General features: G+C 65.3%; 23 protein-coding genes. 18 read left to right on the plus strand and 5 right to left on the minus strand.

All coding sequences use genetic code 11. The features are described from left to right. Positions 1-1,013 precede the first annotated feature (1,013 nt). Entirely contained in the window at positions 1,014-1,295 is a 282-nt protein-coding gene (locus tag BUE39_RS30995) for a type II toxin-antitoxin system YafQ family toxin (RefSeq protein WP_011114071.1), read from the minus strand. Then, positions 1,282-1,545, minus strand: coding sequence for a type II toxin-antitoxin system RelB/DinJ family antitoxin (locus BUE39_RS31000; RefSeq protein WP_011114070.1), 264 nt, complete (start codon positions 1,543-1,545; stop codon positions 1,282-1,284). Before BUE39_RS31000 ends, BUE39_RS30995 begins: the two co-directional genes overlap by 14 nt. 172 nt (positions 1,546-1,717) lie before the next feature. On the opposite strand from BUE39_RS31000, the gene BUE39_RS31005 reads away from it, so the two are divergent. The 14 genes from BUE39_RS31005 to kfrC all read left to right on the plus strand — a co-directional run bounded on the left by BUE39_RS31005 (position 1,718) and on the right by kfrC (position 11,715). Beyond that, entirely contained in the window at positions 1,718-2,146 is a 429-nt protein-coding gene (locus BUE39_RS31005; RefSeq protein WP_011114069.1) for an antirestriction protein, read from the plus strand. Positions 2,147-2,190: 44 nt separating this feature from the next. Next, positions 2,191-2,409: a hypothetical protein gene (locus tag BUE39_RS31010; protein ID WP_012478187.1), complete on the plus strand. Its 219-nt coding sequence runs from the start codon at positions 2,191-2,193 to the stop codon at positions 2,407-2,409. Between the two features lie 11 nt (positions 2,410-2,420). Continuing rightward, entirely contained in the window at positions 2,421-3,629 is a 1,209-nt protein-coding gene (locus BUE39_RS31015) for a hypothetical protein (protein WP_011114068.1), read from the plus strand. Positions 3,630-3,645: 16 nt separating this feature from the next. Continuing rightward, positions 3,646-3,903 carry a transcriptional repressor KorC gene (gene korC, locus BUE39_RS31020; RefSeq protein WP_011114067.1) on the plus strand — a complete coding sequence of 86 codons (258 nt, stop codon included), beginning with the start codon at positions 3,646-3,648 and terminating at the stop codon, positions 3,901-3,903. 157 nt (positions 3,904-4,060) lie between these two features. Beyond that, positions 4,061-4,297, plus strand: a complete 237-nt coding sequence (gene kleA / locus BUE39_RS31025) for a stable inheritance protein KleA (RefSeq protein WP_011114066.1) — start codon at positions 4,061-4,063, stop codon at positions 4,295-4,297. A gap of 208 nt (positions 4,298-4,505) precedes the next feature. Next, the gene (kleE, locus tag BUE39_RS31030) at positions 4,506-4,832 is read left to right on the plus strand and encodes a KleE stable inheritance protein (protein WP_011114065.1); all 327 of its coding nucleotides are present in this window, start codon (positions 4,506-4,508) and stop codon (positions 4,830-4,832) included. 1 nt (position 4,833) lies between these two features. Continuing rightward, complete coding sequence (locus BUE39_RS31035; RefSeq protein WP_011114064.1) at positions 4,834-5,163, plus strand: DUF2761 domain-containing protein; 330 nt, start codon at positions 4,834-4,836, stop codon at positions 5,161-5,163. A 106-nt stretch (positions 5,164-5,269) separates the two neighbouring features. Then, complete coding sequence (locus BUE39_RS31040; RefSeq protein WP_011114062.1) at positions 5,270-5,578, plus strand: transcriptional regulator KorA; 309 nt, start codon at positions 5,270-5,272, stop codon at positions 5,576-5,578. Next, entirely contained in the window at positions 5,575-6,339 is a 765-nt protein-coding gene (locus tag BUE39_RS31045) for a ParA family protein (protein ID WP_011114061.1), read from the plus strand. The genes BUE39_RS31040 and BUE39_RS31045 overlap by 4 nt, the downstream gene beginning before the upstream one ends. Further along, positions 6,336-7,385: a transcriptional repressor gene korB gene (locus BUE39_RS31050; protein ID WP_011114060.1), complete on the plus strand. Its 1,050-nt coding sequence runs from the start codon at positions 6,336-6,338 to the stop codon at positions 7,383-7,385. The genes BUE39_RS31045 and BUE39_RS31050 overlap by 4 nt, the downstream gene beginning before the upstream one ends. Before the next feature lie 178 nt (positions 7,386-7,563). Beyond that, positions 7,564-8,595 (plus strand): DNA-binding protein, encoded by a 1,032-nt coding sequence (locus BUE39_RS31055; RefSeq protein ID WP_011114059.1) that lies wholly within the window; start codon positions 7,564-7,566, stop codon positions 8,593-8,595. Between the two features lie 570 nt (positions 8,596-9,165). After that, positions 9,166-10,548: a group II intron reverse transcriptase/maturase gene (ltrA, locus tag BUE39_RS31060; RefSeq protein ID WP_235005003.1), complete on the plus strand. Its 1,383-nt coding sequence runs from the start codon at positions 9,166-9,168 to the stop codon at positions 10,546-10,548. A gap of 137 nt (positions 10,549-10,685) precedes the next feature. Further along, positions 10,686-11,033, plus strand: a complete 348-nt coding sequence (gene kfrB / locus BUE39_RS31065) for an IncP plasmid survival protein KfrB (RefSeq protein WP_000664557.1) — start codon at positions 10,686-10,688, stop codon at positions 11,031-11,033. Positions 11,034-11,061: 28 nt separating this feature from the next. Then, complete coding sequence (kfrC, locus tag BUE39_RS31070; RefSeq protein ID WP_000826922.1) at positions 11,062-11,715, plus strand: IncP plasmid survival protein KfrC; 654 nt, start codon at positions 11,062-11,064, stop codon at positions 11,713-11,715. Between the two features lie 202 nt (positions 11,716-11,917). Here kfrC and BUE39_RS31075 read toward each other — a convergent pair whose 3' ends face one another. The 3 genes from BUE39_RS31075 to BUE39_RS31085 are packed head-to-tail and all read right to left on the minus strand — an operon-like array spanning position 11,918 to position 13,481. Beyond that, a complete protein-coding gene (locus tag BUE39_RS31075) occupies positions 11,918-12,358 on the minus strand; it encodes a conjugal transfer protein TraM (protein ID WP_000718516.1) in 441 nt (146 codons plus the stop codon). Beyond that, entirely contained in the window at positions 12,358-13,083 is a 726-nt protein-coding gene (locus BUE39_RS31080; protein ID WP_011114058.1) for a nucleotide-binding protein, read from the minus strand. The genes BUE39_RS31075 and BUE39_RS31080 overlap by 1 nt, the downstream gene beginning before the upstream one ends. Then, on the minus strand, positions 13,083-13,481 hold the full coding sequence (locus BUE39_RS31085) for a TraK family protein (RefSeq protein ID WP_001127128.1): 399 nt from the start codon (positions 13,479-13,481) through the stop codon (positions 13,083-13,085). The genes BUE39_RS31080 and BUE39_RS31085 overlap by 1 nt, the downstream gene beginning before the upstream one ends. 373 nt (positions 13,482-13,854) lie before the next feature. Between BUE39_RS31085 and traJ the strand changes: the two genes are divergently transcribed. The 4 genes from traJ to traF are packed head-to-tail and all read left to right on the plus strand — an operon-like array spanning position 13,855 to position 18,947. Then, entirely contained in the window at positions 13,855-14,229 is a 375-nt protein-coding gene (traJ, locus tag BUE39_RS31090) for a conjugal transfer transcriptional regulator TraJ (RefSeq protein WP_000426567.1), read from the plus strand. A 34-nt stretch (positions 14,230-14,263) separates the two neighbouring features. Continuing rightward, the gene (gene traI, locus BUE39_RS31095) at positions 14,264-16,504 is read left to right on the plus strand and encodes a TraI/MobA(P) family conjugative relaxase (RefSeq protein ID WP_011114057.1); all 2,241 of its coding nucleotides are present in this window, start codon (positions 14,264-14,266) and stop codon (positions 16,502-16,504) included. Beyond that, entirely contained in the window at positions 16,501-18,414 is a 1,914-nt protein-coding gene (locus BUE39_RS31100; RefSeq protein WP_000694765.1) for a type IV secretory system conjugative DNA transfer family protein, read from the plus strand. The genes traI and BUE39_RS31100 overlap by 4 nt, the downstream gene beginning before the upstream one ends. Continuing rightward, on the plus strand, positions 18,411-18,947 hold the full coding sequence (traF, locus tag BUE39_RS31105) for a conjugative transfer signal peptidase TraF (RefSeq protein WP_006122512.1): 537 nt from the start codon (positions 18,411-18,413) through the stop codon (positions 18,945-18,947). The genes BUE39_RS31100 and traF overlap by 4 nt, the downstream gene beginning before the upstream one ends. Positions 18,948-18,949: the final 2 nt, after the last annotated feature.

An 18,949-nucleotide genomic window follows, 5' to 3' on the forward strand; every position in this document is an offset into this window, starting at 1 on the left:
AAAGTCAATGAAATCAACGATCTACCAACACCACCTCCGCGCCAGTGCTAGCTTTTCGTACCGTCACTTATTGCACTGAAAACGAGGAGACCCCGTTTCCGGGGCCTTCCCTGCCCTGCCCCACCGGCGCGGCCGTTGTGGACAGTTTCGGGACAAGTCGGCCGAGGCCGGCCGGCGCAGCCCTGACGTTGACACTTGAGGGGCAGCGGGGCCGGCGCGATGTTGACACTTGGGGGGCAGCGGCCGATTTCGGCCTGGTCGAGCCGTCCAGGCGGCCGCCGAGGCGGCCTAAGTGCCTGATCGGCATGGAGTTATCCACCGAAGTTGTGGATAACCCTGTTAGGAACCCTGCCCCGGTATTGACACTTGAGGGGCGGCCCTACTGACACTTGAGGGGCGCGGTTCTTGACACTTGAGGGGCAGCGTATTGACACATGGGGGGCTTATCCATTGACACTTGAGGGGCGGCCTCTTCGCGCTTTTCCTTGGCGTGACAACGGTTTACGCGCGTTTTTCGGTCATGCTAACCAGGTTTTTAACCGTCTTTATAACCTTTTTATATAACCAGGTAGTTTTAACCAGAGGCTGGCGAAAAAAACGGCAACACGGCCCAAGCTACCGCGCAGCATGACCGGCCGCCGAAGGGGGGAAACCCCCCTTCTCGATCCCACCCGGCCGCAAGCGGCCTCCCATCCCCCCAGGGGCTACGCCCCTCGGCCGCCTTGCGGCCTCACCCCACAATGGAGCGCCTTCGGCGCTACGGCTTAGGAGAGCCAGGCGCAAGCGCCTGGCGGAAGGCAGTAAGTTCGAGAGCTTGCGAGGGGGCAAAGCCCCCTCACACTCCCCAACCAGGTCGCCGCGGTTCGACCGGCCGCGCGATCCTCAAGCATCGCAGCAGCTCCACCGCCGCAGGTTTTACGCCAAGGAAGGGGGTCGGCCAGCTCGGCCGGTGGCGCGGAAAGCGCCCCTCAAGTGTCAATGAAACGTGAGACGCGGGGCCAGGCCCGCGCCGATCACAAGCCGAGTTCGGAGTGAGAGCCGAGGCGCACCAGGCGCAGCGTGTCGGCGTCGGGCTTCTGGTAGATCAGCACCAGGTCGGGCTTGACGTGGCAATCCCGGTGATCCTTCCAGTCCCCGGTCAGCGCGTGGTCGCGGTGCCGAGGTTCCAGCGGCTGGTCGTCGGCGAGCGCGACCAGGACGGGCACCAGGTCGGCGTCGAGCGTGGCCCGGTGCTGCCCTTTCGCCTCGCGCTTGTAGTCGCGCTTGAACTGGCCGGTGCGCTCAATCTGCCGCATGCAGATCGGCCATCAGATCGTTGACGGTGGCGAAGCGCGGCAGCTTGCCCTTGCGGGCTTCCTTCATCGCCTCGATGGTGGTGGCGTTCGGAATCAGCGGCTCGAAGGGCAGCGCCTTGTCCTGGGCCACCTTCGTGAGCAGCAGCCGCACCGCGTCGGACACGGTAAGGCCCATCGCGGCCAGGACGGCCGCCGCTTCTTCCTTGATCGCGCCGTCGATGCGCGTTTGTACGAGCTGGTTTGCAGCCATGATTGGTTCTCCGGTTGGGTTCGTGAATTACATTGTAATGCACGCCAAGGGAAAGGGCAAGGTTTAGCGGCTAAAACGTTTAGCTAAAGTGCTTGACGATTAGGACATTTTGCCCTAATATAGCACTTGAAGGCCGGGCATTTCGCCCAGGTCAACTACCGGAGAAAGTCCGATGAACACCCAAGAGCAACCCGTTACCGCTTCCCTGGTCGCCGAGGCCCAGCGCCTCGACTTCCTGCCCGCCTACTTCGGCCCGCGTCTGATGATGCGCGGCGAGGCCCTGGTGTATGCCTGGCTTCGCCGGCTCTGCGAACGCTACAGCGGCGCGTATTGGCACTACTACACCTTGTCGGACGGCGGTTTTTACATGGCCCCCGACCTGGCCGACCGCCTGGAGATCGAGGTGGACGGCAACGGCTTCCGAGGCGAGTTGTCGGCCGACGCCGCCGGCATTGTCGCAACCCTGTTCGCGCTGGGTCAGCTCGCGGCCGAGGCCGCCGACACGGACGCCGGCGATGCCCTGATCGACCGCTATCACTTCCTGCGCGGCTTCGCAGCCAGCCACGCCGAGGCGGCCGCGATCTACCGGGCTATTGACTGATGAGGGGCGGCCCCGGCTTCGGCCGGGGCTTCCAGGAGGCGACCATGACCAGGAACAACGCTCCCCAGGCACCGACGAACAGCTACGCGACGGACGGCAAGTGCCACAACGCCGAGCCGGGCACCTACGGCCACGAATGCGGCAAGCCGGCCGCATGGATCGGCACGAACCACAAGGGGTTCAGCTCGGGATTCTGCGACGACTGCAAGCGCCACGGCTACGAAGCCCGCGACGTGATCGCGTGGCGGCGTGCTGACACTTGAGGGGCCGGCCGATGGCGAAGAAACGCAAGACGCCGGCCCAGCCGGGCCAGGACTGGAACGCGCCGGCGGCCGAGCTGCTGGCCGAGCTGCCCACCGACCGCGACGAGCTGCTGGCCGCCGCCGTGGCGGCCGTGGTGGAGATCGACGCGGCGATCATGCGCGGTGACGGTGCGGCCGCCGAGGCGGCCAGCGACCGATACGAGGCCGTCATCTGGAAGATGAACGGCGGAACGCACGTGGGCAGCATGGCCGACCACGACGCGCCCGGCCAGGTCATCGAGCGCCATTGCGCGGCGGTGCCTGGCGACGTGCCCTTGTGGGGCCAGCGCGGCCAGTTCCTGGTCGCGGATGGCGACATGCGCGCCCTGGTGGAGTACGAGGCCGGCTACGGCGGGCCGCTGGGTGCCCACTTCCAGTTCCACGTCATCGACCTGGACAGGCCGTTTATCTCCGAAACGGGCTACCGCTCGCACTTCGACACGGCGCAGGGCTGCATGACGGTGGACGAGGTTGCGCGCGGCATCCTGGCTGCGCAGCGAGCCGAGAAGAAGCGCCCGGTGATGGTCGAGGCCAGCTACCGCGACCGCCTGGCCGATGCTCCCCTGCCCGCTTGGCTGGCCGGCTTGGAGCCGCCGGCGCGGCGCGCACCGGCGACCGTCCTGGTGCCGCCGGGGTTCGTCCTGGTCGATGTGGTGCTGCCCTCGCATCGGGCCTTCATCGCCAGGCGCTGGGCGGCCGAGGCCGCGACCAGGATCAAGGCGGCCAGGGCCGCCGGGTTGGACGCCAAGGGAAAAATCACCGGCGCAGGCCCGGAGCGAGATCCCGCATCGCCAGAAACGACGATGACCTGCAGCATCGTCAAAGCCGACGATGCCGAGCCGGGCGAGGGCGGGCCTGTATCGCCGGAAACAACGATGCCGCGAGCGAGCGCGGCAACCTGCAGCATCGCCAGGAATGGCGATGGAGGCCCGGCCGACCTGGTGGAGTTCAAGCCCGGCCAGCGGTGCGAGATCGTGAGCGTCCATCACCCGGTTTTCGACCGCTACATCGGCAAGCGCATCATCATCGTGAAGGTGCATCCCGACACCCGCCAGGTGTGGGCGCACGACGACAGGCCGGTAACGTACAAGACCAATCGCGCAGGCCGGCGCGTGGTCGATTCAGACCCGAGCTGCATCCAGTCGATCTACGGCTTCGACCAGTTGCGGCTTATCACTTGACCAGGAGAACGAACGAATGACGAACGACGCCAATATCCGGCTGGAGTGCTTGAAGCCGGCCGAACGCTGGGCGCAACCGACCGGCGAGGAAGTCCGAGAGGTGCTGCGCCTGGCCGGGTTCAGCGGCAGCAAGGCCGCGAAGGCGCTGGGGCTGGGCGCGAAGGGCGACCGCACGATCCGCCGCTGGATCGGCGAGGACACCCCGATTCCCTATGCGGCATGGGCGATCCTGTGCGACCAGGCCGGGCTGGGCGTGATCTGGAAAGAGGATTGACGCCAAGGGAAAGGTTTTAGCGGCTAAAGTTTAGCCTTCGGATTCCGGTAAAGCGAAAAAAGTTTAGCTAAAGTGCTTGACAGGTTAGGGCATTTTGCCCTAATATAGCACTTGAAGGCCGGGCACATTGCCCAGGTCAACTACCGGAGAAAGTCCGATGAGCGACAACAAGATTATGCCCTGGATTGACGAGCTGGAGGGCGCGGCAGCGACCGACTTCCCGGCCCGCCGTGACGAGATCGCGGCCATGATGGCCGAGGCGGCCGAGCTGGTGTGCAAAGCCGAGGAACTGCGCGGCAAGGCGTACTTCGCCGGATGCTCCCTGGAGGGGCAGGCCAAGGGCCATTGGTCGATGGAAGCCGTCGAGCAGGCCAAGCGCCGGGCCGGCTGGTAAGAGCACATGGCCCGGTCGGCAACGGCCGGGCCTATCGAGGACGCCAAGAAGGAGTATTGCGTGAGCCGAGGCAAGATCAAGGGCGGCCCCAGGTGGAGGAACGCCCCGGAGTGATCCGGGGCGCTTGGCCTGGTGCTGGCACACCGTAACCATGCTTCCGAGTGGGAGCACCCAGCATTCAACACGTAAGCGCGTGGAGGGTCAAGCTATGTCCAACATCATCAAGTTCCCCAAGGAGATCGAGCAGCCCGCCGCGCCCGCGCCGGTGGAGCCTGCCGCCGCGTCTGCTGCCCCCAACAAGGCCCCCGGTGCTGGCCTGCTGGCCGGCCTGGTCAAGTTCGTATGGGTGGCGACCGTGCTGGTCTGGCCGATCCTCAAGTGGGTGCTGTCGATTGCCACCTTCTTCCAGTTCGTGCGGATGCTCTACCACTGGAACACGCCTGGCGTGTATGCCGGTTGGTCGTTCCTGGCGTACTTCGCGGTGCTGACCGCGATCACCTACTTCGTTTCGATCTACAAGCCGAAGGGGCTTTGACATGAAAAAACAGACCCTACCCTACCCGCCGGGATTCGTGGAGCCGAACACCGGCCGGGTGGCCGTCCTGGTGCGCGAGTACGCGGCCAGCGACTTGAACGGCGATGCGCCGGCCTATTGGTACAGCGCGCAATCCGAGGAATGGGGCCTTGACCCCTGGCGACTGGTGGAAGGCGTCGATCCGCACACCGCCGGCGGTCAGTTCGACGTGTGCTTTGCCAACGGTTCGAGCCGCACGGTCGGCCCGCTGATGACGTTCTTCATGAGTGCCGCTGACGCGGCCAGGTTGAACGCCAAGAAAGAAGATCACGCGCCCATTTTTAGCCGCTAAAACGCTTGACGCGGGCGGCGAGTTTAGCTAAACTTCTGCACATGGTCGGCGGCTGGCACCGCCTTTTGTTCAACAACCGGGTGTGGAGTTTATATGGGTGTTCTCCATGAAGAAACGGCTAACCGAAGCCCAATTCCAGGCGGCGATCAAGGGCCTGGAGATCGGGCAACAGACCATCGACATAGCGCGCGGCGTGCTGGTCGATGGAAGGCCCCAGGCCGAGTTTGTGGCCTCGCTGGGGCTGACCAAGGGGGCGGTATCGCAAGCGGTCAGCCGCGTGTGGGCAGTGGCGGGGGAAGTGCTCCCGCAGGGCTTCGAGCGGGTGACGGCGGTACTGCCGGAGCATCAAGCGTTCATCGTCAAGCGTTGGGAAGCCGACGCCAAGGGAAAGAGGAAACAGGAACCCAACTCATGAAAACACTGGTCACGGCAATTCAGAAAGGCGGTCAAGGCAAGACGTTCGCAACCTGCCACCTGGCGTTCGACTTCCAGGAGCGCGGCCTTCGGGTTGCAGTGATCGACCTGGACACCCAGGGCAATGCGAGCTGGACGCTGGCCGGCCACGACTCGGGCTATCCCGCCAGTCGCATGTTCACCGCCGGCGGCGACGAGCTGCGCGCCTGGTTCGCTGACCGGGAGGATGACGGCCTGGCGCTGATCGCGGCAGACGCCAACCTGGCGAACCTGGACAAGATGGAGCTTTCCCAGGCGGCCGCCGCGCTGCGGGCCAGTGTGGCCGCGCTGGGCGAGTTCTTCGACGTGTGCCTGATCGACACGGCCCCCTCCCTTGGCGTCGCCATGACGGCGGCCGTGCTGACGGCCGACTACATGCTGTCGCCCATCGAAATGGAGGCGTACAGCTTGCAGGGCATGAAGAAGATGGTCGCGGTCATCAGCAACCTGCGCAAGCAGAACCCCAAGCTGCGCTTCCTCGGCATGGTGCCGAACAAGGTGGACGCGCGGAAGCCGCGCCACGTCAACAACCTGGCGACGTTGCAGCAGGCATACCCGCAGCTCATCTTGCCGTTCAGCATCGGCGCGCGTGACAGCATCGCCGAGGCGCTGGGCGAGCAGATGCCGGTGTGGAAGATCAAGAAGACCGCCGCGCGGAAGGCCACCCAGGAGGTGCGTGCGCTGGCGGATTACGTGTTCACGAAGATGGAGATCGCGCAATGAGCGCCAAGACCAACGCCAAGAAGAAGGAGCAGGACAAGCCGCAATCGTCCGGGCTGGGCCTGGACGGGCTGGGCGACCTGGCCGGCCTGCTGAACGAGCAGCCGGCGGCCAACGCCGGCGGCGCAGGCCCGCAGGAGCTGCCGCTTGACCTGATCGACGAAGACCCGCACCAGCCGCGCACGGCCGACAACCCCGGCTTCTCGCCGGAGAGCATCGCGGAGATCGGCGAGACGATCAAAGCGCGCGGCGTGAAGTCGCCCATCAGCGTGCGCGAGAACCCGGACGCACCGGGGCGCTACCTCATCAACCACGGCGCGCGGCGCTATCGCGGCTCGAAGTGGGCGCACAAGACCACGATCCCGGCCTTCATCGACAACGACTACAACGAGGCCGACCAGGTTATCGAGAACCTGCAACGCAACGAGCTGACGGCGCGTGAGATCGCCGACTTCATCGGCCGCGAGCTGGCGAAGGGCAAGAAGAAGGGCGAGATCGCCAAGGAGATCGGCAAGTCGCCGGCCTTCGTCACGCAGCACGTCACGCTGCTGGACTTGCCCGAACCCATTGCCGAGGCGTTCAATAGCGGCCGGGGCAAGGACGTGACTGTCATCAACGAGCTGGTGACGGCCTACAAGAAGAACCCCGACGAGGTGGCCGCCTGGCTGGCCGACGACAGCCAGGAGCTGACGCGCGGCTCGGTGAAGCTGCTGCGCGAGTTCCTGGAGGACAAGCGCAGTCACGAGGACGGCGACCGTGATCCCAACACCGTCGATGCGCTGACCGGCAAGACCGACGCCGAGGCCGGCGACGGCGAGCAGGGGCCGCAGGATGATGACGCCAAGGGGAAGAAGGAGCCGAAGGAGGCCGACCCCGACAAGCTCAAGAAGGCCATCATCCAGGTCAAGCACGACGACCGGCCGGCACGGCTGATCCTCAACCGCCGGCCCCCGGCCGAGGGCTGGGCCTGGCTCAAATACGAGGATGACGGCCAGGAGTTCGAGGCCGACCTTGGCACCGTGCAGCTTGTCGCGCTGCTGGAGGGCTGACACGCCCAGCGCCGGGCATCGCCGACCACCGACCCCCACCCATCGCCCCGCCATCGAGCGGGGCTTTTTTTGCCCGCGTTTTAGCCGCTAAAAAAAGTTCAGCTAAACCGCTTGCGTAGTGTTGTATGTTGTAGTATGCTTCACGCTACAACATACAACCGGCCAAAGGAGGCCCGACATGGCGATCTCGAAGGAGCAGATATTTGCGGTGGCCGACGAACTGGACGCGGCCGGCCAGAACCCCACGCTGGCGAACGTGCGCAAGCAGCTCGGCAGCGGCAGCTTCACCACCATCAGCGAGGCGATGAACGAGTGGCGCGCACGCAAGGCCAGCCAGGCCGCCCCGATCCGCGAGCCGGCACCGCAGGCGATCACTGACAAGCTGGCCGAGCTGGGCGGCGACTTGTGGGCCGTGGCGCTGGAAATGGCGAACAACCGCCTGGCCGCCGAGCGCGAGGCGCTGGAGGCCGTGCGCCAGGAGACGGAAGCAGCGCGCCAGGAAGCCGCAGAGCTGGCCGACCAGCTCACCGGCGAGCTGGACGAGGCCAAGGCCCGCATCGCGGCCCTGGAGGCCGTCGAGGCGGCCGCCAAGGGCGAGGCCGACGAGCTGCGCGGCAAGCTCGCGGCGACCAGCGAGCGCGCGGCCACGGCCGAGGCCAGGGCCGGCGAGCTGCGCACGGAGCTGGATCACGCCCATCAGGAAGCCCGCCAGGCGCGCGCAGAGCGCGACAAGGCCCAGGAGAGGGCCACGGCCAGCGCCGACCAGGTGGAGGCCCTGCGGGCCGACCTCGCGGCCGCGAACAGCCGTACCGCCGAGATCGAGCGCCGCGCCGGCGAGCTGCGTGCCGACCTGGAGCGGGCGAACCAGGCGACCGACCAGGCGCGCGCCGCTCAGGCCGAGCAGCGGAAGGCCACCGAGGCGGCCGCCGCCGAGCGCGACCAGGTGCGCGCGGAGCTGGTGAAGGTGCAGGCCAAGGCCGAGGCGGCCGAGCAGGCCCACCAGGAGCAGCGCAAGGCGATGGCGGCCGAGGCACACCGCCAGGCCGAGCGGCTGACCGCCGCCCAGGGCGAGCGCGACCAGGCGAAGCGCGACGCTGCCCAGGCCCGCGAGGAAGCGGCCGGGCTTCGCGGCCGGCTGGAGGCCCTGGAAACCGTCATGGCGCAAGGCCGGGCGGCCGATCCGACCAGCGGCGGACGCAAAAAGACCTGATAAATCGGTTGGTTTTCCTTAAAATTACCCTGGAACCCTGACAAAACGCACAACCCGGCCGCTGGGAAGAGCCGGCCTCGCTTTGCCGAGGTCGGCTTTTTTGTGTGCGCCAGGCATGGCGCGTTGCGCGTATGCGCAACCCGCTTGGTTGTGGTGGCCAAGTGGGTGACTTGGAGGTGAAAGTCCTCTACACACCCGGCAAGGGGAAGTGTTAGCCGGAGGCAAGGGTGTCGCGGGTGACCGCGAATCTGAAGGAAGCCCGAGGCAAAATGCTGGCCTGACGAACAGGAAGCGGATAGAGGCGGCACAGCGGGGTGAGGTGGCACAAATCGCCAAAGCCCAATACTTGCACGGAACGCTGTGACGTAGATCCGACAGGCATAAGCAGGAAGGTCGCGCGAATTACCCTGGGAGATCTGTACGTTTGCCATTGTGCTACCGCGCGTCGAAAGGCGACGGGATGAGCGTGCAGAAGTCAGCCGAAGCCGTAGTAAGTGGCGGTTAACCGCGCCACCAAGGGCCGAACAGGTTATGCCGCCAGTAGGCGTCGCCGTCTCGTTGGTAACCGTAATGCAGAAATTTCCCACAGCGGAAACTGTCATCCCGAGCTCCGGCCAGAAGCCGAGGGTGACGCCTGACAGTGCAAAGGTATCGACGGCGTCCGTGACGTGGACGAACGCGGAGCCGGACACGCTGATGGAGCGGGTGCTTGCACCGGCCAACCTCAGACGTGCGTATCAACGCGTGGTCAGCAACAAGGGAGCACCGGGTGCCGATGGCATGACGGTCGCTGACTTGGCGGGCTACGTGAGACAGTATTGGCCAACCCTCAAGGTCAGGTTACTGGCCGGTGAATACCAGCCCCAAGCAGTGCGAGCGGTTGAAATTCCCAAGCCGCAGGGCGGCACACGGCAACTGGGAATCCCCAGCGTCGTGGATCGCCTGATCCAGCAAGCACTGCAGCAGCAGCTCACACCTATCTTCGACCCACTGTTCTCGGACTACAGCTATGGTTTTCGTCCGGGCAGAAGTACGCATCAAGCCATCGAGATGGCCCGTGCTCATGTGACAGCGGGACACCGCTGGTGCGTGGAACTCGATCTGGAGAAGTTTTTCGATCGGGTCAATCACGACATCCTCATGGCCTGCATCGAACGTCGGATCAGAGACAAGTGCGTACTCAGGCTTATCCGCCGCTACCTTGAAGCCGGGATCATGTCGGGCGGTGTCGTCAGCCCACGGCAGGAGGGGACGCCGCAAGGCGGCCCGCTCTCGCCGTTGCTGTCGAATATCCTGCTCGACGAACTCGACCGCGAGCTGGAGCGGCGGGGCCATCGCTTCGTACGTTATGCCGATGATGCGAACATCTATGTACGCAGTCCCCGGGCCGGCGAACGGGTGTTGGTCAGCGTCGAGCGCTTCCTGAGAGAACGTCTGAAGCTGACGGTGAACAGGAAGAAAAGCCAAGTGGCAAGGGCGTGGAAGTGCGACTACCTAGGCTATGGGATGAGCTGGCACCAGCAGCCAAGACTGCGCGTGGCAAGGATGAGCCTAGACCGCTTACGCGACCGGCTCAGAATGCTGCTGCGCAGCGTACGGGCTCGCAAAATGGCGACTGTCATCGAGCGGATCAACCCCGTCCTGAGAGGCTGGGCTAGCTACTTCAAGCTCAGCCAGAGCAAGCGGCCGCTTGAGGAACTGGATGGTTGGGTCAGGCACAAACTCCGCTGCGTCATCTGGCGTCAATGGAAACAGCCTCCCACGAGGCTGAGAAACTTGATGCGCCTGGGGTTGAGCGAGGAGCGTGCCAACAAGTCAGCCTTCAATGGCCGAGGTCCATGGTGGAATTCGGGAGCGCAACATATGAACTACGCGCTGCCAAAGAAACTGTGGGACCGGCTCGGGCTGGTCTCGATACTGGATACGATTAACCGGCTTAGCCGCGTAACCTGAACCGCCGTGTACGGAACCGTACGCACGGTGGTGTGAGAGGACGGCGGGTGTGAATCCGCCTCCTACTCGATTGGAGCGCGGCTTGCATGGGGCCACCATCACCCTTTTGAGAACTACGGCAACCATAGGAGTGCCCGATGAAAGAACGCCTCTTGGTCATGAACGGTCAACGCATCGTTCAGGCCGAAAAGGACGGCGCTTGGACGAATCAGAAAGTAGACAAGGCGGGCGCGTTGAAGCCCGGCATCTACAACCTGTACACGGCCCAAGCGGCCGACAAGAAGCAGACCCACGCCGGCGTGATCGTTCATGCCGACGCCACCAACGTGTACCAGCAGATCGGCAAGAACTTTGTCATGCACGCTCGGTCAGATTTCGATAAAGTACCTGAAATTGGGAGCGCAAAGAGCATCAGCTACAACGCCCAGGGCAAGGCGGCAGTCGCCGCAGAGGCCCCGAAACTGACGCGGGGGCGCTCCATGTAGCTTTAGCGGCTAAAAAGGAGGCACGCCCTTGAAACGACTCACCATCCCCGGCAGCGGCACCGAGAGCCGCGCCACCAAGCCGGCCCGCGTCAGCGCGCCGGCCACCCTCGGCGGTGCCGCCTTCGGCGCTTCGCGCGAGGACACCGGAGCCGACTTGCTGGAGGCCGCCCAGGCGGCCGAGATCGAGCAGCAGGCCACCCTAGAGGCGGCCCCGGTCGAGCAGTCCTACCCCGAAACCCTGGCGCTCTACGTGCAGGCCAAGCACGACCAGGTGGAGCACATCGAGGACAGGCTAGAAAACCTGATCGACCGGCAGCAGGCCCGTTTGCAGCAGACCCAGGCGTCCGCGCCTGGCCGGCTTTCCTTGCCCGGCTCTAAGCGAGCCTGGCAGAACCAGCAGGCGCAGCAGCAGGCCCGCTTGCAGACGCTTCACGCGCGCCTGGAGGCCGTCCGCGAGATCAAGGAAGGCATGGGCCTGCACTCGCCGAAGATCGAAGAGCTGGCGACGCGCAAGATGCGCGCCGAGAACCCCGAGCTGGCTTCCGATTGGGATGCCATGCGCGAGGCCGCCCGCCGGCATGAGCTGCTGATGCGCAAGCAGGAGCAGGAGCGCAAGCAATCCCAGGCCCAGGAGCGGCCAGGGAGATCGCAGTCCTTGGGCCTGTCAGCCAGGCCCGCATAAAAACGAAGCCCGGCGGTCGCCGGGCTTTTTTCTCGAGCATCGCCATTTCTGGCGAGGGAGGCCCGCCGAGGGCCTGGTGGAATCATCCTGCAGCATCGTCACAAGCGACGATGCCGGGAGCTGGCCAGCATCGCCGAACCTGGCGATGCCGCCGGCGCGGTCGACCATCGCCAGTTCTGACGATGAGATCCCGCATCGCCATCTACAGCGAGGCCCACAGGGCCAGGCCGGCGGCCACGACCGCCATGCCGGCCGCGACCATGTTCATCATGGCGACGCGCCGCGCCTCGCGGATCGGCGCGACGAGCTGCGCCGTCACCGCCTCAACCTCACGCCGCACGGCCTCGGCGGCCGCCTTCGCGCCCTCCTGCATTCCCCGCGTCATGGCGTCCTTGCTGGCCGCCAACGCCGCGTTGAGCGTCCTTTCCGCCTTTCCCTTGGCGTCATCACCCCATCGGTGGGCGATGGACTCCAGTTCCGACTTGAAGGCGTCCAAGATTTCCTGCTGGGCCGATGCGCTGTCCTGCATCAGCTTCATGTTGATGGTCTGGAGGATCAAGATCGGATCGTCGCGGCCCACGGCGATGCCGTGCTTGGCCGCGATCTCCCGTATCAGCTCCTCGATCTTGTCGTCGGCCGCCATCAGAGCACCGCCGCGTTTTCGAGCTGGGCGAAGAGCTGGGTTTTCACGATCTTGAGCCGCTGCCGCGTCATGATCGTGAGCGCCGAATCGGCCAGGGCCTCATCGAAGGTGCGCCGATCCTGGAGCATTTCGGCGAAGTCGCGGCCGTAGGTTTCCTCTTTCAGCGCCGGAATCTGGATGATGGCGGACACACGGCCCTTGTTGGTCGTGTACGCCTTCAACTGCTCGAACCCCTTGCCCTCGTGCTCGATTGGCCCCCAATACGGGTTCAGCCAGACCACGAACAGGCATTCGGCCGGGAACTGGCTGGCGAGCTGGGCGAAGCCGCTCACCGTGTCCACCAGGGCCTGGCCGCCGGTGACGACCGTATGCACCACGAGTTCGTGGCCCATGTCCTGGAGCAGCGCCGGCACCTGGTTGCTGATGAGGTAGTGCGACAGCGGCACGAACGAGCTGGCCCCGTTGTCGATGATGACGTCGCCCTCGGCCGACGCGATCATCTCGACCAGGGCGTCGAAATTCCGGGTGTTGATCTCGTCGCCGTCCATGATGTTGAGCCGGCGCACGTTGAGGGCTTTGTAGCCCTCGAACGTCGCGTTCACCGGATCGGTGTCGATGCAAAGCGGCTTCTGTCCCTTGCCGGCTTTGTACTGCGCGATGGTGGCCGCGATCATCGACTTGCCGACGCCGCCCTTGCCTTGCAGAACCATGTGAATTTTCGCCATTACAGTAAATCCTCTTTCTTTGGAGTCGCATCAAACGTGAAGCCGCCGATCTTGGGCGGCTCACTCTTGGATTCCGAGGCCGGCGGGGCGGCCTTCGGCTCGGGCTTCGCGCCCTTGGGCTGGCTGTCCGGGGGAGTGGCGGGAGGCGGCGGGGAAGCTACCGGCGCGGCCTTGATGTACCGCTTCACGTGCTGGGTGAAGGTTTCGTACCGACAGCGCAGCCGGCCGGTTTCCTTCATGTGCTCCCAGATCGTTTTCATCGCATAGCCCGCATCGAGCGCCGCTTGAACGTCGCTCTTGACGGCCAGGAACGCGACCACGTGCTTGTCCTGGCGCGGCTTCTTGGCTTCCCGTCCCTTCACCCATTCAGCCAGCTCTTCGGGGTAGGTCTTTGGCATCGTGTTCGTCCATCTAATCCTCTCATCGCAAATGTAACGCTACTAAGCGGCGCTACGGAAACGCAAAAAGTCCGCTATCGGCGTGCATTGGCACGCTTCGATAGCGGCATTATGGGCCATTGTGGCGGTTTTCGCTATATCCGTTGCTGCTTTTGCGGCCTGATAGCGCGATAGTTGCGGATAAATCGTAATGGCTGGTGTAGACTTTCCTTGGTGTTATTAACGCCGTAAGGCGGGCAGGATGTGTGAAGTTAGCTAACCGGCGAGCCGGTTATCTATCTTCACTGTCCCTTATTCGCGCCGGGGGCGCTCAACGGGTCATCCTGCTCTGCGAGGCAGCCGGCTACCGCCGGCATGAGAGACGAGGCGAGGCATGGAGAACGACGAAAAGGAACACGGCCGCCGGCGGCGGCAGCACCTGCGGGTGCCGGTGTTCCCCGAAGAGAAAGACGAGATCGAGGCGAACGCCAAGAGGGCGGGCGTCAGCGTGGCGCGCTATCTGCGCGACGTGGGCCAGGGCTACCAGATCAAGGGCGTCATGGACTACCAGCACGTGCGCGAGCTGGTGCGCGTCAACGGCGACCTTGGCCGCCTTGGCGGCCTGCTCAAGCTCTGGCTGACCGATGACGTGCGAACGCTCCAGTTCGGCGAGGCGACCATCCTGGCCCTGCTGGGCCGGATCGAGGCCACCCAGGACGAAATGAGCCGGATCATGAAGGCCGTGGTTCAGCCGAGGGCCGAGCCTTGACTTCTTTAGCGGCTAAAAAGCCGGAGGGGCGGCCATGATCGCCAAGCACGTGCCGATGCGCTCGCTTGGCAAGAGCGACTTCGCGGGCCTGGCGAACTACATCACCGACGCCCAAAGCAAAGACCACCGGCTGGGCCACGTGCAGGCGACGAACTGCGAAGCCGGTTCCATCCAGGACGCCATCACGGAGGTGCTGGCGACCCAGCACACGAACACCCGCGCGAAGGGCGACAAGACCTACCACCTGATCGTCAGCTTCCGGGCCGGCGAGCAGCCCAGCGCCGACACCTTGCGCGCGATTGAGGAACGCATCTGCGTCGGGCTGGGTTATGGCGAGCATCAGCGAATCAGTGCCGTCCACAACGACACCGACAACCTGCACATCCACATCGCCATCAACAAGATTCACCCGACGCGGCACACGATGCACGAGCCGTACTACCCGCACCGGGCGCTGGCGGAACTCTGCACGGCCCTGGAGCGCGACTACGGCCTGGAGCGCGACAACCACGAGCCGCGCAAGCGCGGCGCGGAGGGCCGGGCCGCCGACATGGAGCGGCATGCCGGCGTTGAAAGCCTGGTCGGCTGGATCAAGCGCGAGTGCCTGGACGAGATCAAGGGCGCGCAGTCCTGGCAGGAACTGCACCAGGTCATGCGGGACAACGGAATGGAGCTGCGCGTCCGCGCCAATGGCCTCGTGTTCGAGGCCGGCGACGGAACGATGGTGAAGGCGAGCACAGTAGCCCGCGACCTTTCCAAGCCGAGCCTGGAGGCGCGGCTTGGCCCGTTCGAGGCTTCGCCCGAACGGCAGGCGCAAACCACCGCGAAGCGGCAGTACCGCAAAGACCCCATCCGCCTTCGCGTCAACACCGTGGAGCTGTACGCGAAGTACAAGGCCGAGCAGCAGAGCTTGACCACGGCGCGCGCCCAGGCCCTGGAGCGCGCCCGGCATCGCAAGGATCGGCTGATCGAGGCGGCCAAGAGGTCGAACCGCCTGCGCCGCGCCACGATTAAGGTGGTCGGCGAGGGCCGCGCGAACAAGAAGCTGCTGTACGCCCAGGCGAGCAAGGCCCTGCGCAGCGAACTCCAGGCGATCAACAAGCAGTTCCAGCAGGAGCGCACGGCCCTCTACGCCGAGCACAGCCGGCGCACGTGGGCCGACTGGCTCAAGAAGGAGGCGCAGCACGGCGGCGCCGACGCCCTGGCCGCCCTGCGCGCCCGCGAGGCGGCCCAGGGCCTCAAGGGCAACACCATCCGGGGCGAGGGCCAGGCGAAGCCCGGCCACGCGCCGGCGGTGGACAACATCACGAAGAAGGGGACGATCATCTTCCGCGCCGGCATGAGCGCCGTGCGCGATGACGGTGACCGCCTGCAAGTCTCCCGCGAGGCCACGCGCGAAGGGCTGCAAGAAGCCCTGCGCCTGGCGATGCAACGCTACGGCAACCGCATCACCGTCAACGGCACGGTGGAGTTCAAGGCGCAGATGATCCGCGCCGCCGTCGATTCCCAGCTACCCATCACCTTCACCGATCCGGCTCTTGAGAGCCGGCGGCAGGCGCTTTTGAACAAGGAGAACACCCATGAGCGAACCGAAAGACCAGAGCATCGAGGACGAACTGGACGCGGCGCTGGCGGCCCTGGACAGCGGCCCGCTGCCGACCAGCACGCTACCGGAGCCGCAGCCGTCGCCCGAGCAGGCGACGGCCGGCCAGCCGCCGGCCGAGGCGACCGCGCCGACGCCGGCCTTCACGCCGCCACCGTCCACCGGAAGCCCGACGTTGGACGCCTTGGAAGAAAACCGCCGCCCCAAAGCCAGCACCGTTTGCGAGCACTGTCCGAACTCGGTGTGGTTCGCATCGCCGGCGGAAGTGAAGTGCTATTGCCGCGTGATGTTCCTCGTCACGTGGAGCAGCAAGGAACCCAACCAGATCACGCACTGCGACGGGGAATTTCTCGGCCAGGAACAGGAGTAGGCCAGACGCCGCCGGGCGTCGCCGCCGCCGACAAGTACATCGCCGAACGCGAGGCAAAGCGCCTAAAAGGTTTCGATATACCGAAGCATTCCCGATATACTGCCGGTGATGGTGCGCTCACGTTCCAGGGCACCAGGACTATCGAGGGCCAGGCGCTGGCCCTCTTGAAACGAGGTGATGAGGTCATGGTTATGCCCATCGACCAGGCCACGGCCCGGCGCTTGACGCGCATCGCGGTCGGCGATGCCGTCTCGATCACCGCGAAAGGCTCCATCAAAACGTCGAAAGGAAGGAGTAGATGAAGATCAAGATGAACAACGCGGTAGGGCCGCAAGTCCGAACCGCCAAACCGAAGCCGAGCAAGCTGCTGCCGGTGCTGGGCGCGGCCTCGATGGTCGGCGGCCTCCAGGCCGCGACGCAGTTCTTCGCCCACACGTTCGCCTATCACGCGACCCTCGGCCCCAACGTGGGCCACGTGTACGCGCCCTGGTCGATCCTGCACTGGACGTACAAGTGGTACAGCCAGTACCCGGACGAGATCATGAAGGCCGGCAGCATGGGGATGCTGGTTTCGACCGTGGGCCTGCTGGGCGTGGCCGTGGCGAAGGTCGTCACGTCCAACAGCTCGAAGGCGAACGAGTACCTGCACGGCTCGGCCCGCTGGGCCGAGAAGAAGGACATTCAGGCGGCCGGCCTGCTGCCACGCGAGCGCAACGTCCTGGAGATCGTCACCGGCAAGGCCGCACCCACGGCTACCGGCGTGTACGTGGGCGGCTGGCAGGACAAGGACGGCAATTTCTTCTACCTGCGGCACAGCGGCCCCGAGCACGTGCTGACCTACGCGCCCACGCGCTCGGGCAAGGGCGTCGGCCTGGTGGTGCCCACGCTGCTGTCGTGGGGCGCGAGCAGCGTCATCACCGACTTGAAGGGCGAGTTGTGGGCCTTGACCGCCGGCTGGCGGCAGAAGCACGCCAAGAACAAGGTGCTGCGCTTCGAGCCGGCCAGCACCTCGGGCGGCGTCTGCTGGAATCCGCTGGACGAAATCCGCCTCGGCACCGAATACGAGGTGGGTGACGTGCAGAACCTTGCCACGCTGATCGTTGACCCGGACGGCAAGGGCCTGGACTCGCACTGGCAGAAGACCGCCTTCGCGCTCCTGGTCGGCGTGATCCTGCACGCGCTGTACAAGGCCAAGGACGATGGCGGCACCGCCACGCTGCCGTCCGTCGATGCGATGCTGGCCGACCCGAACCGGGACATTGGCGAGCTTTGGATGGAAATGGCGACCTACGGGCACGTAGACGGCCAGAACCATCACGCCATCGGCTCGGCGGCCCGCGACATGATGGATCGGCCCGAGGAAGAAGCCGGATCGGTGCTGTCCACGGCCAAGTCGTACCTGGCCCTGTACCGCGACCCCGTGGTGGCCCGCAACGTCAGCCGGTCGGACTTCCGCATCAAGCAGTTGATGCACGAGGACGACCCGGTAAGCCTCTACATTGTCACCCAGCCCAACGATAAGGCCCGCCTGCGGCCGCTGGTGCGCGTCATGGTGAACATGATCGTGCGCCTGCTGGCCGACAAGATGGACTTCGAGGGCGGCCGGCCGGTGGCGCACTACAAGCACCGGCTCTTGATGATGCTGGACGAGTTCCCGAGCCTCGGGAAGCTGGAGATCATGCAAGAGTCGCTGGCCTTCGTGGCCGGCTACGGCATCAAGTGCTACCTCATCTGCCAGGACATTAACCAGCTCAAGAGCCGCGAGACGGGCTACGGCCACGACGAAAGCATCACGTCGAACTGCCACGTGCAGAACGCCTACCCGCCCAACCGCGTCGAGACGGCCGAACACCTGTCCCGCCTCACCGGGCAGACCACCGTGGTGAAGGAGCAGATCACGACCAGCGGCCGCCGCACGGCGGCGATGCTGGGCCAGGTGTCGCGCACTTACCAGGAAGTGCAGCGGCCCTTGCTGACGCCCGACGAATGCCTGCGCATGCCGGGGCCAAAGAAGAACGCCCAGGGCGAGATCGAAGAAGCCGGCGACATGGTGATCTACGTCGCGGGCTACCCGGCGATCTACGGCAAGCAACCCCTGTACTTCAAAGACCCAGTGTTCTCGGCACGCGCCGCGATCCCTGCGCCCAAGGTCAGCGACCGCCTGCGCGCCGTCGCACAGGCCGAGACGGAAGGGGAGGGCATCACGATATGAGCCGCATCCTGAAACGCATCGCGGCAGGCGTCGTCATCGCGGGCGTGGCCGCCCTGCTGCTGGCCGCCGGCGGCTATGCCGCCGGTGCCCGCGTGAACACCACCAAGAGCATTCCGGTCGGCCTGTACTGGACGAGCAGCGCGCCGGTGGAGAAGGGGGCCTACGTCCTCTTCTGCCCGCCGCAGCTCGGCGTGTTCGATGACGCCAAGGAGAGGGGCTACATCGGGGCCGGCTTCTGCCAGGGCGGCTACGGCTACATGATGAAGCGCGTTTTAGCCGCTAAAGACGATGCCGTCGCCGTCGCCGATGACGGCGTGCGCGTCAACGGCGAGCTGCTGCCCCTCAGCGCGCCGATCAAGGCCGACAAGGCCGGTCGGCCGCTGCCGCGCTATCAGTCCAACAGCTACACGCTCGGCAATTCCGAGGTGCTGCTTATGTCGGACGTGAGCGCCACATCCTTCGACGGCCGCTACTTCGGCCCGATCAATCGTTCGCAAATCAAGACCGTGATCCGTCCGGTCATCACCTGGTAGGG

It is taken from the genome of Paraburkholderia terricola, assembly GCF_900142195.1.
Classification (GTDB): domain Bacteria; phylum Pseudomonadota; class Gammaproteobacteria; order Burkholderiales; family Burkholderiaceae; genus Paraburkholderia; species Paraburkholderia terricola.

Excerpts from the sequence above, each read along its gene's own strand:
- BUE39_RS30995 (WP_011114071.1), bottom strand. The coding sequence starts at position 1,295 with ATGCGGCAGATTGAGCGCACCGGCCAGTTCAAGCGCGACTACAAGCGC.
- BUE39_RS31000 (WP_011114070.1), bottom strand. The coding sequence starts at position 1,545 with ATGGCTGCAAACCAGCTCGTACAAACGCGCATCGACGGCGCGATCAAG.
- BUE39_RS31005 (WP_011114069.1), top strand. The coding sequence starts at position 1,718 with ATGAACACCCAAGAGCAACCCGTTACCGCTTCCCTGGTCGCCGAGGCC.
- BUE39_RS31010 (WP_012478187.1), top strand. The coding sequence starts at position 2,191 with ATGACCAGGAACAACGCTCCCCAGGCACCGACGAACAGCTACGCGACG.
- BUE39_RS31015 (WP_011114068.1), top strand. The coding sequence starts at position 2,421 with ATGGCGAAGAAACGCAAGACGCCGGCCCAGCCGGGCCAGGACTGGAAC.
- korC (WP_011114067.1), top strand. The coding sequence starts at position 3,646 with ATGACGAACGACGCCAATATCCGGCTGGAGTGCTTGAAGCCGGCCGAA.
- kleA (WP_011114066.1), top strand. The coding sequence starts at position 4,061 with ATGAGCGACAACAAGATTATGCCCTGGATTGACGAGCTGGAGGGCGCG.
- kleE (WP_011114065.1), top strand. The coding sequence starts at position 4,506 with ATGTCCAACATCATCAAGTTCCCCAAGGAGATCGAGCAGCCCGCCGCG.
- BUE39_RS31035 (WP_011114064.1), top strand. The coding sequence starts at position 4,834 with ATGAAAAAACAGACCCTACCCTACCCGCCGGGATTCGTGGAGCCGAAC.
- BUE39_RS31040 (WP_011114062.1), top strand. The coding sequence starts at position 5,270 with ATGAAGAAACGGCTAACCGAAGCCCAATTCCAGGCGGCGATCAAGGGC.
- BUE39_RS31045 (WP_011114061.1), top strand. The coding sequence starts at position 5,575 with ATGAAAACACTGGTCACGGCAATTCAGAAAGGCGGTCAAGGCAAGACG.
- BUE39_RS31050 (WP_011114060.1), top strand. The coding sequence starts at position 6,336 with ATGAGCGCCAAGACCAACGCCAAGAAGAAGGAGCAGGACAAGCCGCAA.
- BUE39_RS31055 (WP_011114059.1), top strand. The coding sequence starts at position 7,564 with ATGGCGATCTCGAAGGAGCAGATATTTGCGGTGGCCGACGAACTGGAC.
- ltrA (WP_235005003.1), top strand. The coding sequence starts at position 9,166 with ATGCAGAAATTTCCCACAGCGGAAACTGTCATCCCGAGCTCCGGCCAG.
- kfrB (WP_000664557.1), top strand. The coding sequence starts at position 10,686 with ATGAAAGAACGCCTCTTGGTCATGAACGGTCAACGCATCGTTCAGGCC.
- BUE39_RS31075 (WP_000718516.1), bottom strand. The coding sequence starts at position 12,358 with ATGGCGGCCGACGACAAGATCGAGGAGCTGATACGGGAGATCGCGGCC.
- BUE39_RS31080 (WP_011114058.1), bottom strand. The coding sequence starts at position 13,083 with ATGGCGAAAATTCACATGGTTCTGCAAGGCAAGGGCGGCGTCGGCAAG.
- BUE39_RS31085 (WP_001127128.1), bottom strand. The coding sequence starts at position 13,481 with ATGCCAAAGACCTACCCCGAAGAGCTGGCTGAATGGGTGAAGGGACGG.
- traJ (WP_000426567.1), top strand. The coding sequence starts at position 13,855 with ATGGAGAACGACGAAAAGGAACACGGCCGCCGGCGGCGGCAGCACCTG.
- traI (WP_011114057.1), top strand. The coding sequence starts at position 14,264 with ATGATCGCCAAGCACGTGCCGATGCGCTCGCTTGGCAAGAGCGACTTC.
- BUE39_RS31100 (WP_000694765.1), top strand. The coding sequence starts at position 16,501 with ATGAAGATCAAGATGAACAACGCGGTAGGGCCGCAAGTCCGAACCGCC.
- traF (WP_006122512.1), top strand. The coding sequence starts at position 18,411 with ATGAGCCGCATCCTGAAACGCATCGCGGCAGGCGTCGTCATCGCGGGC.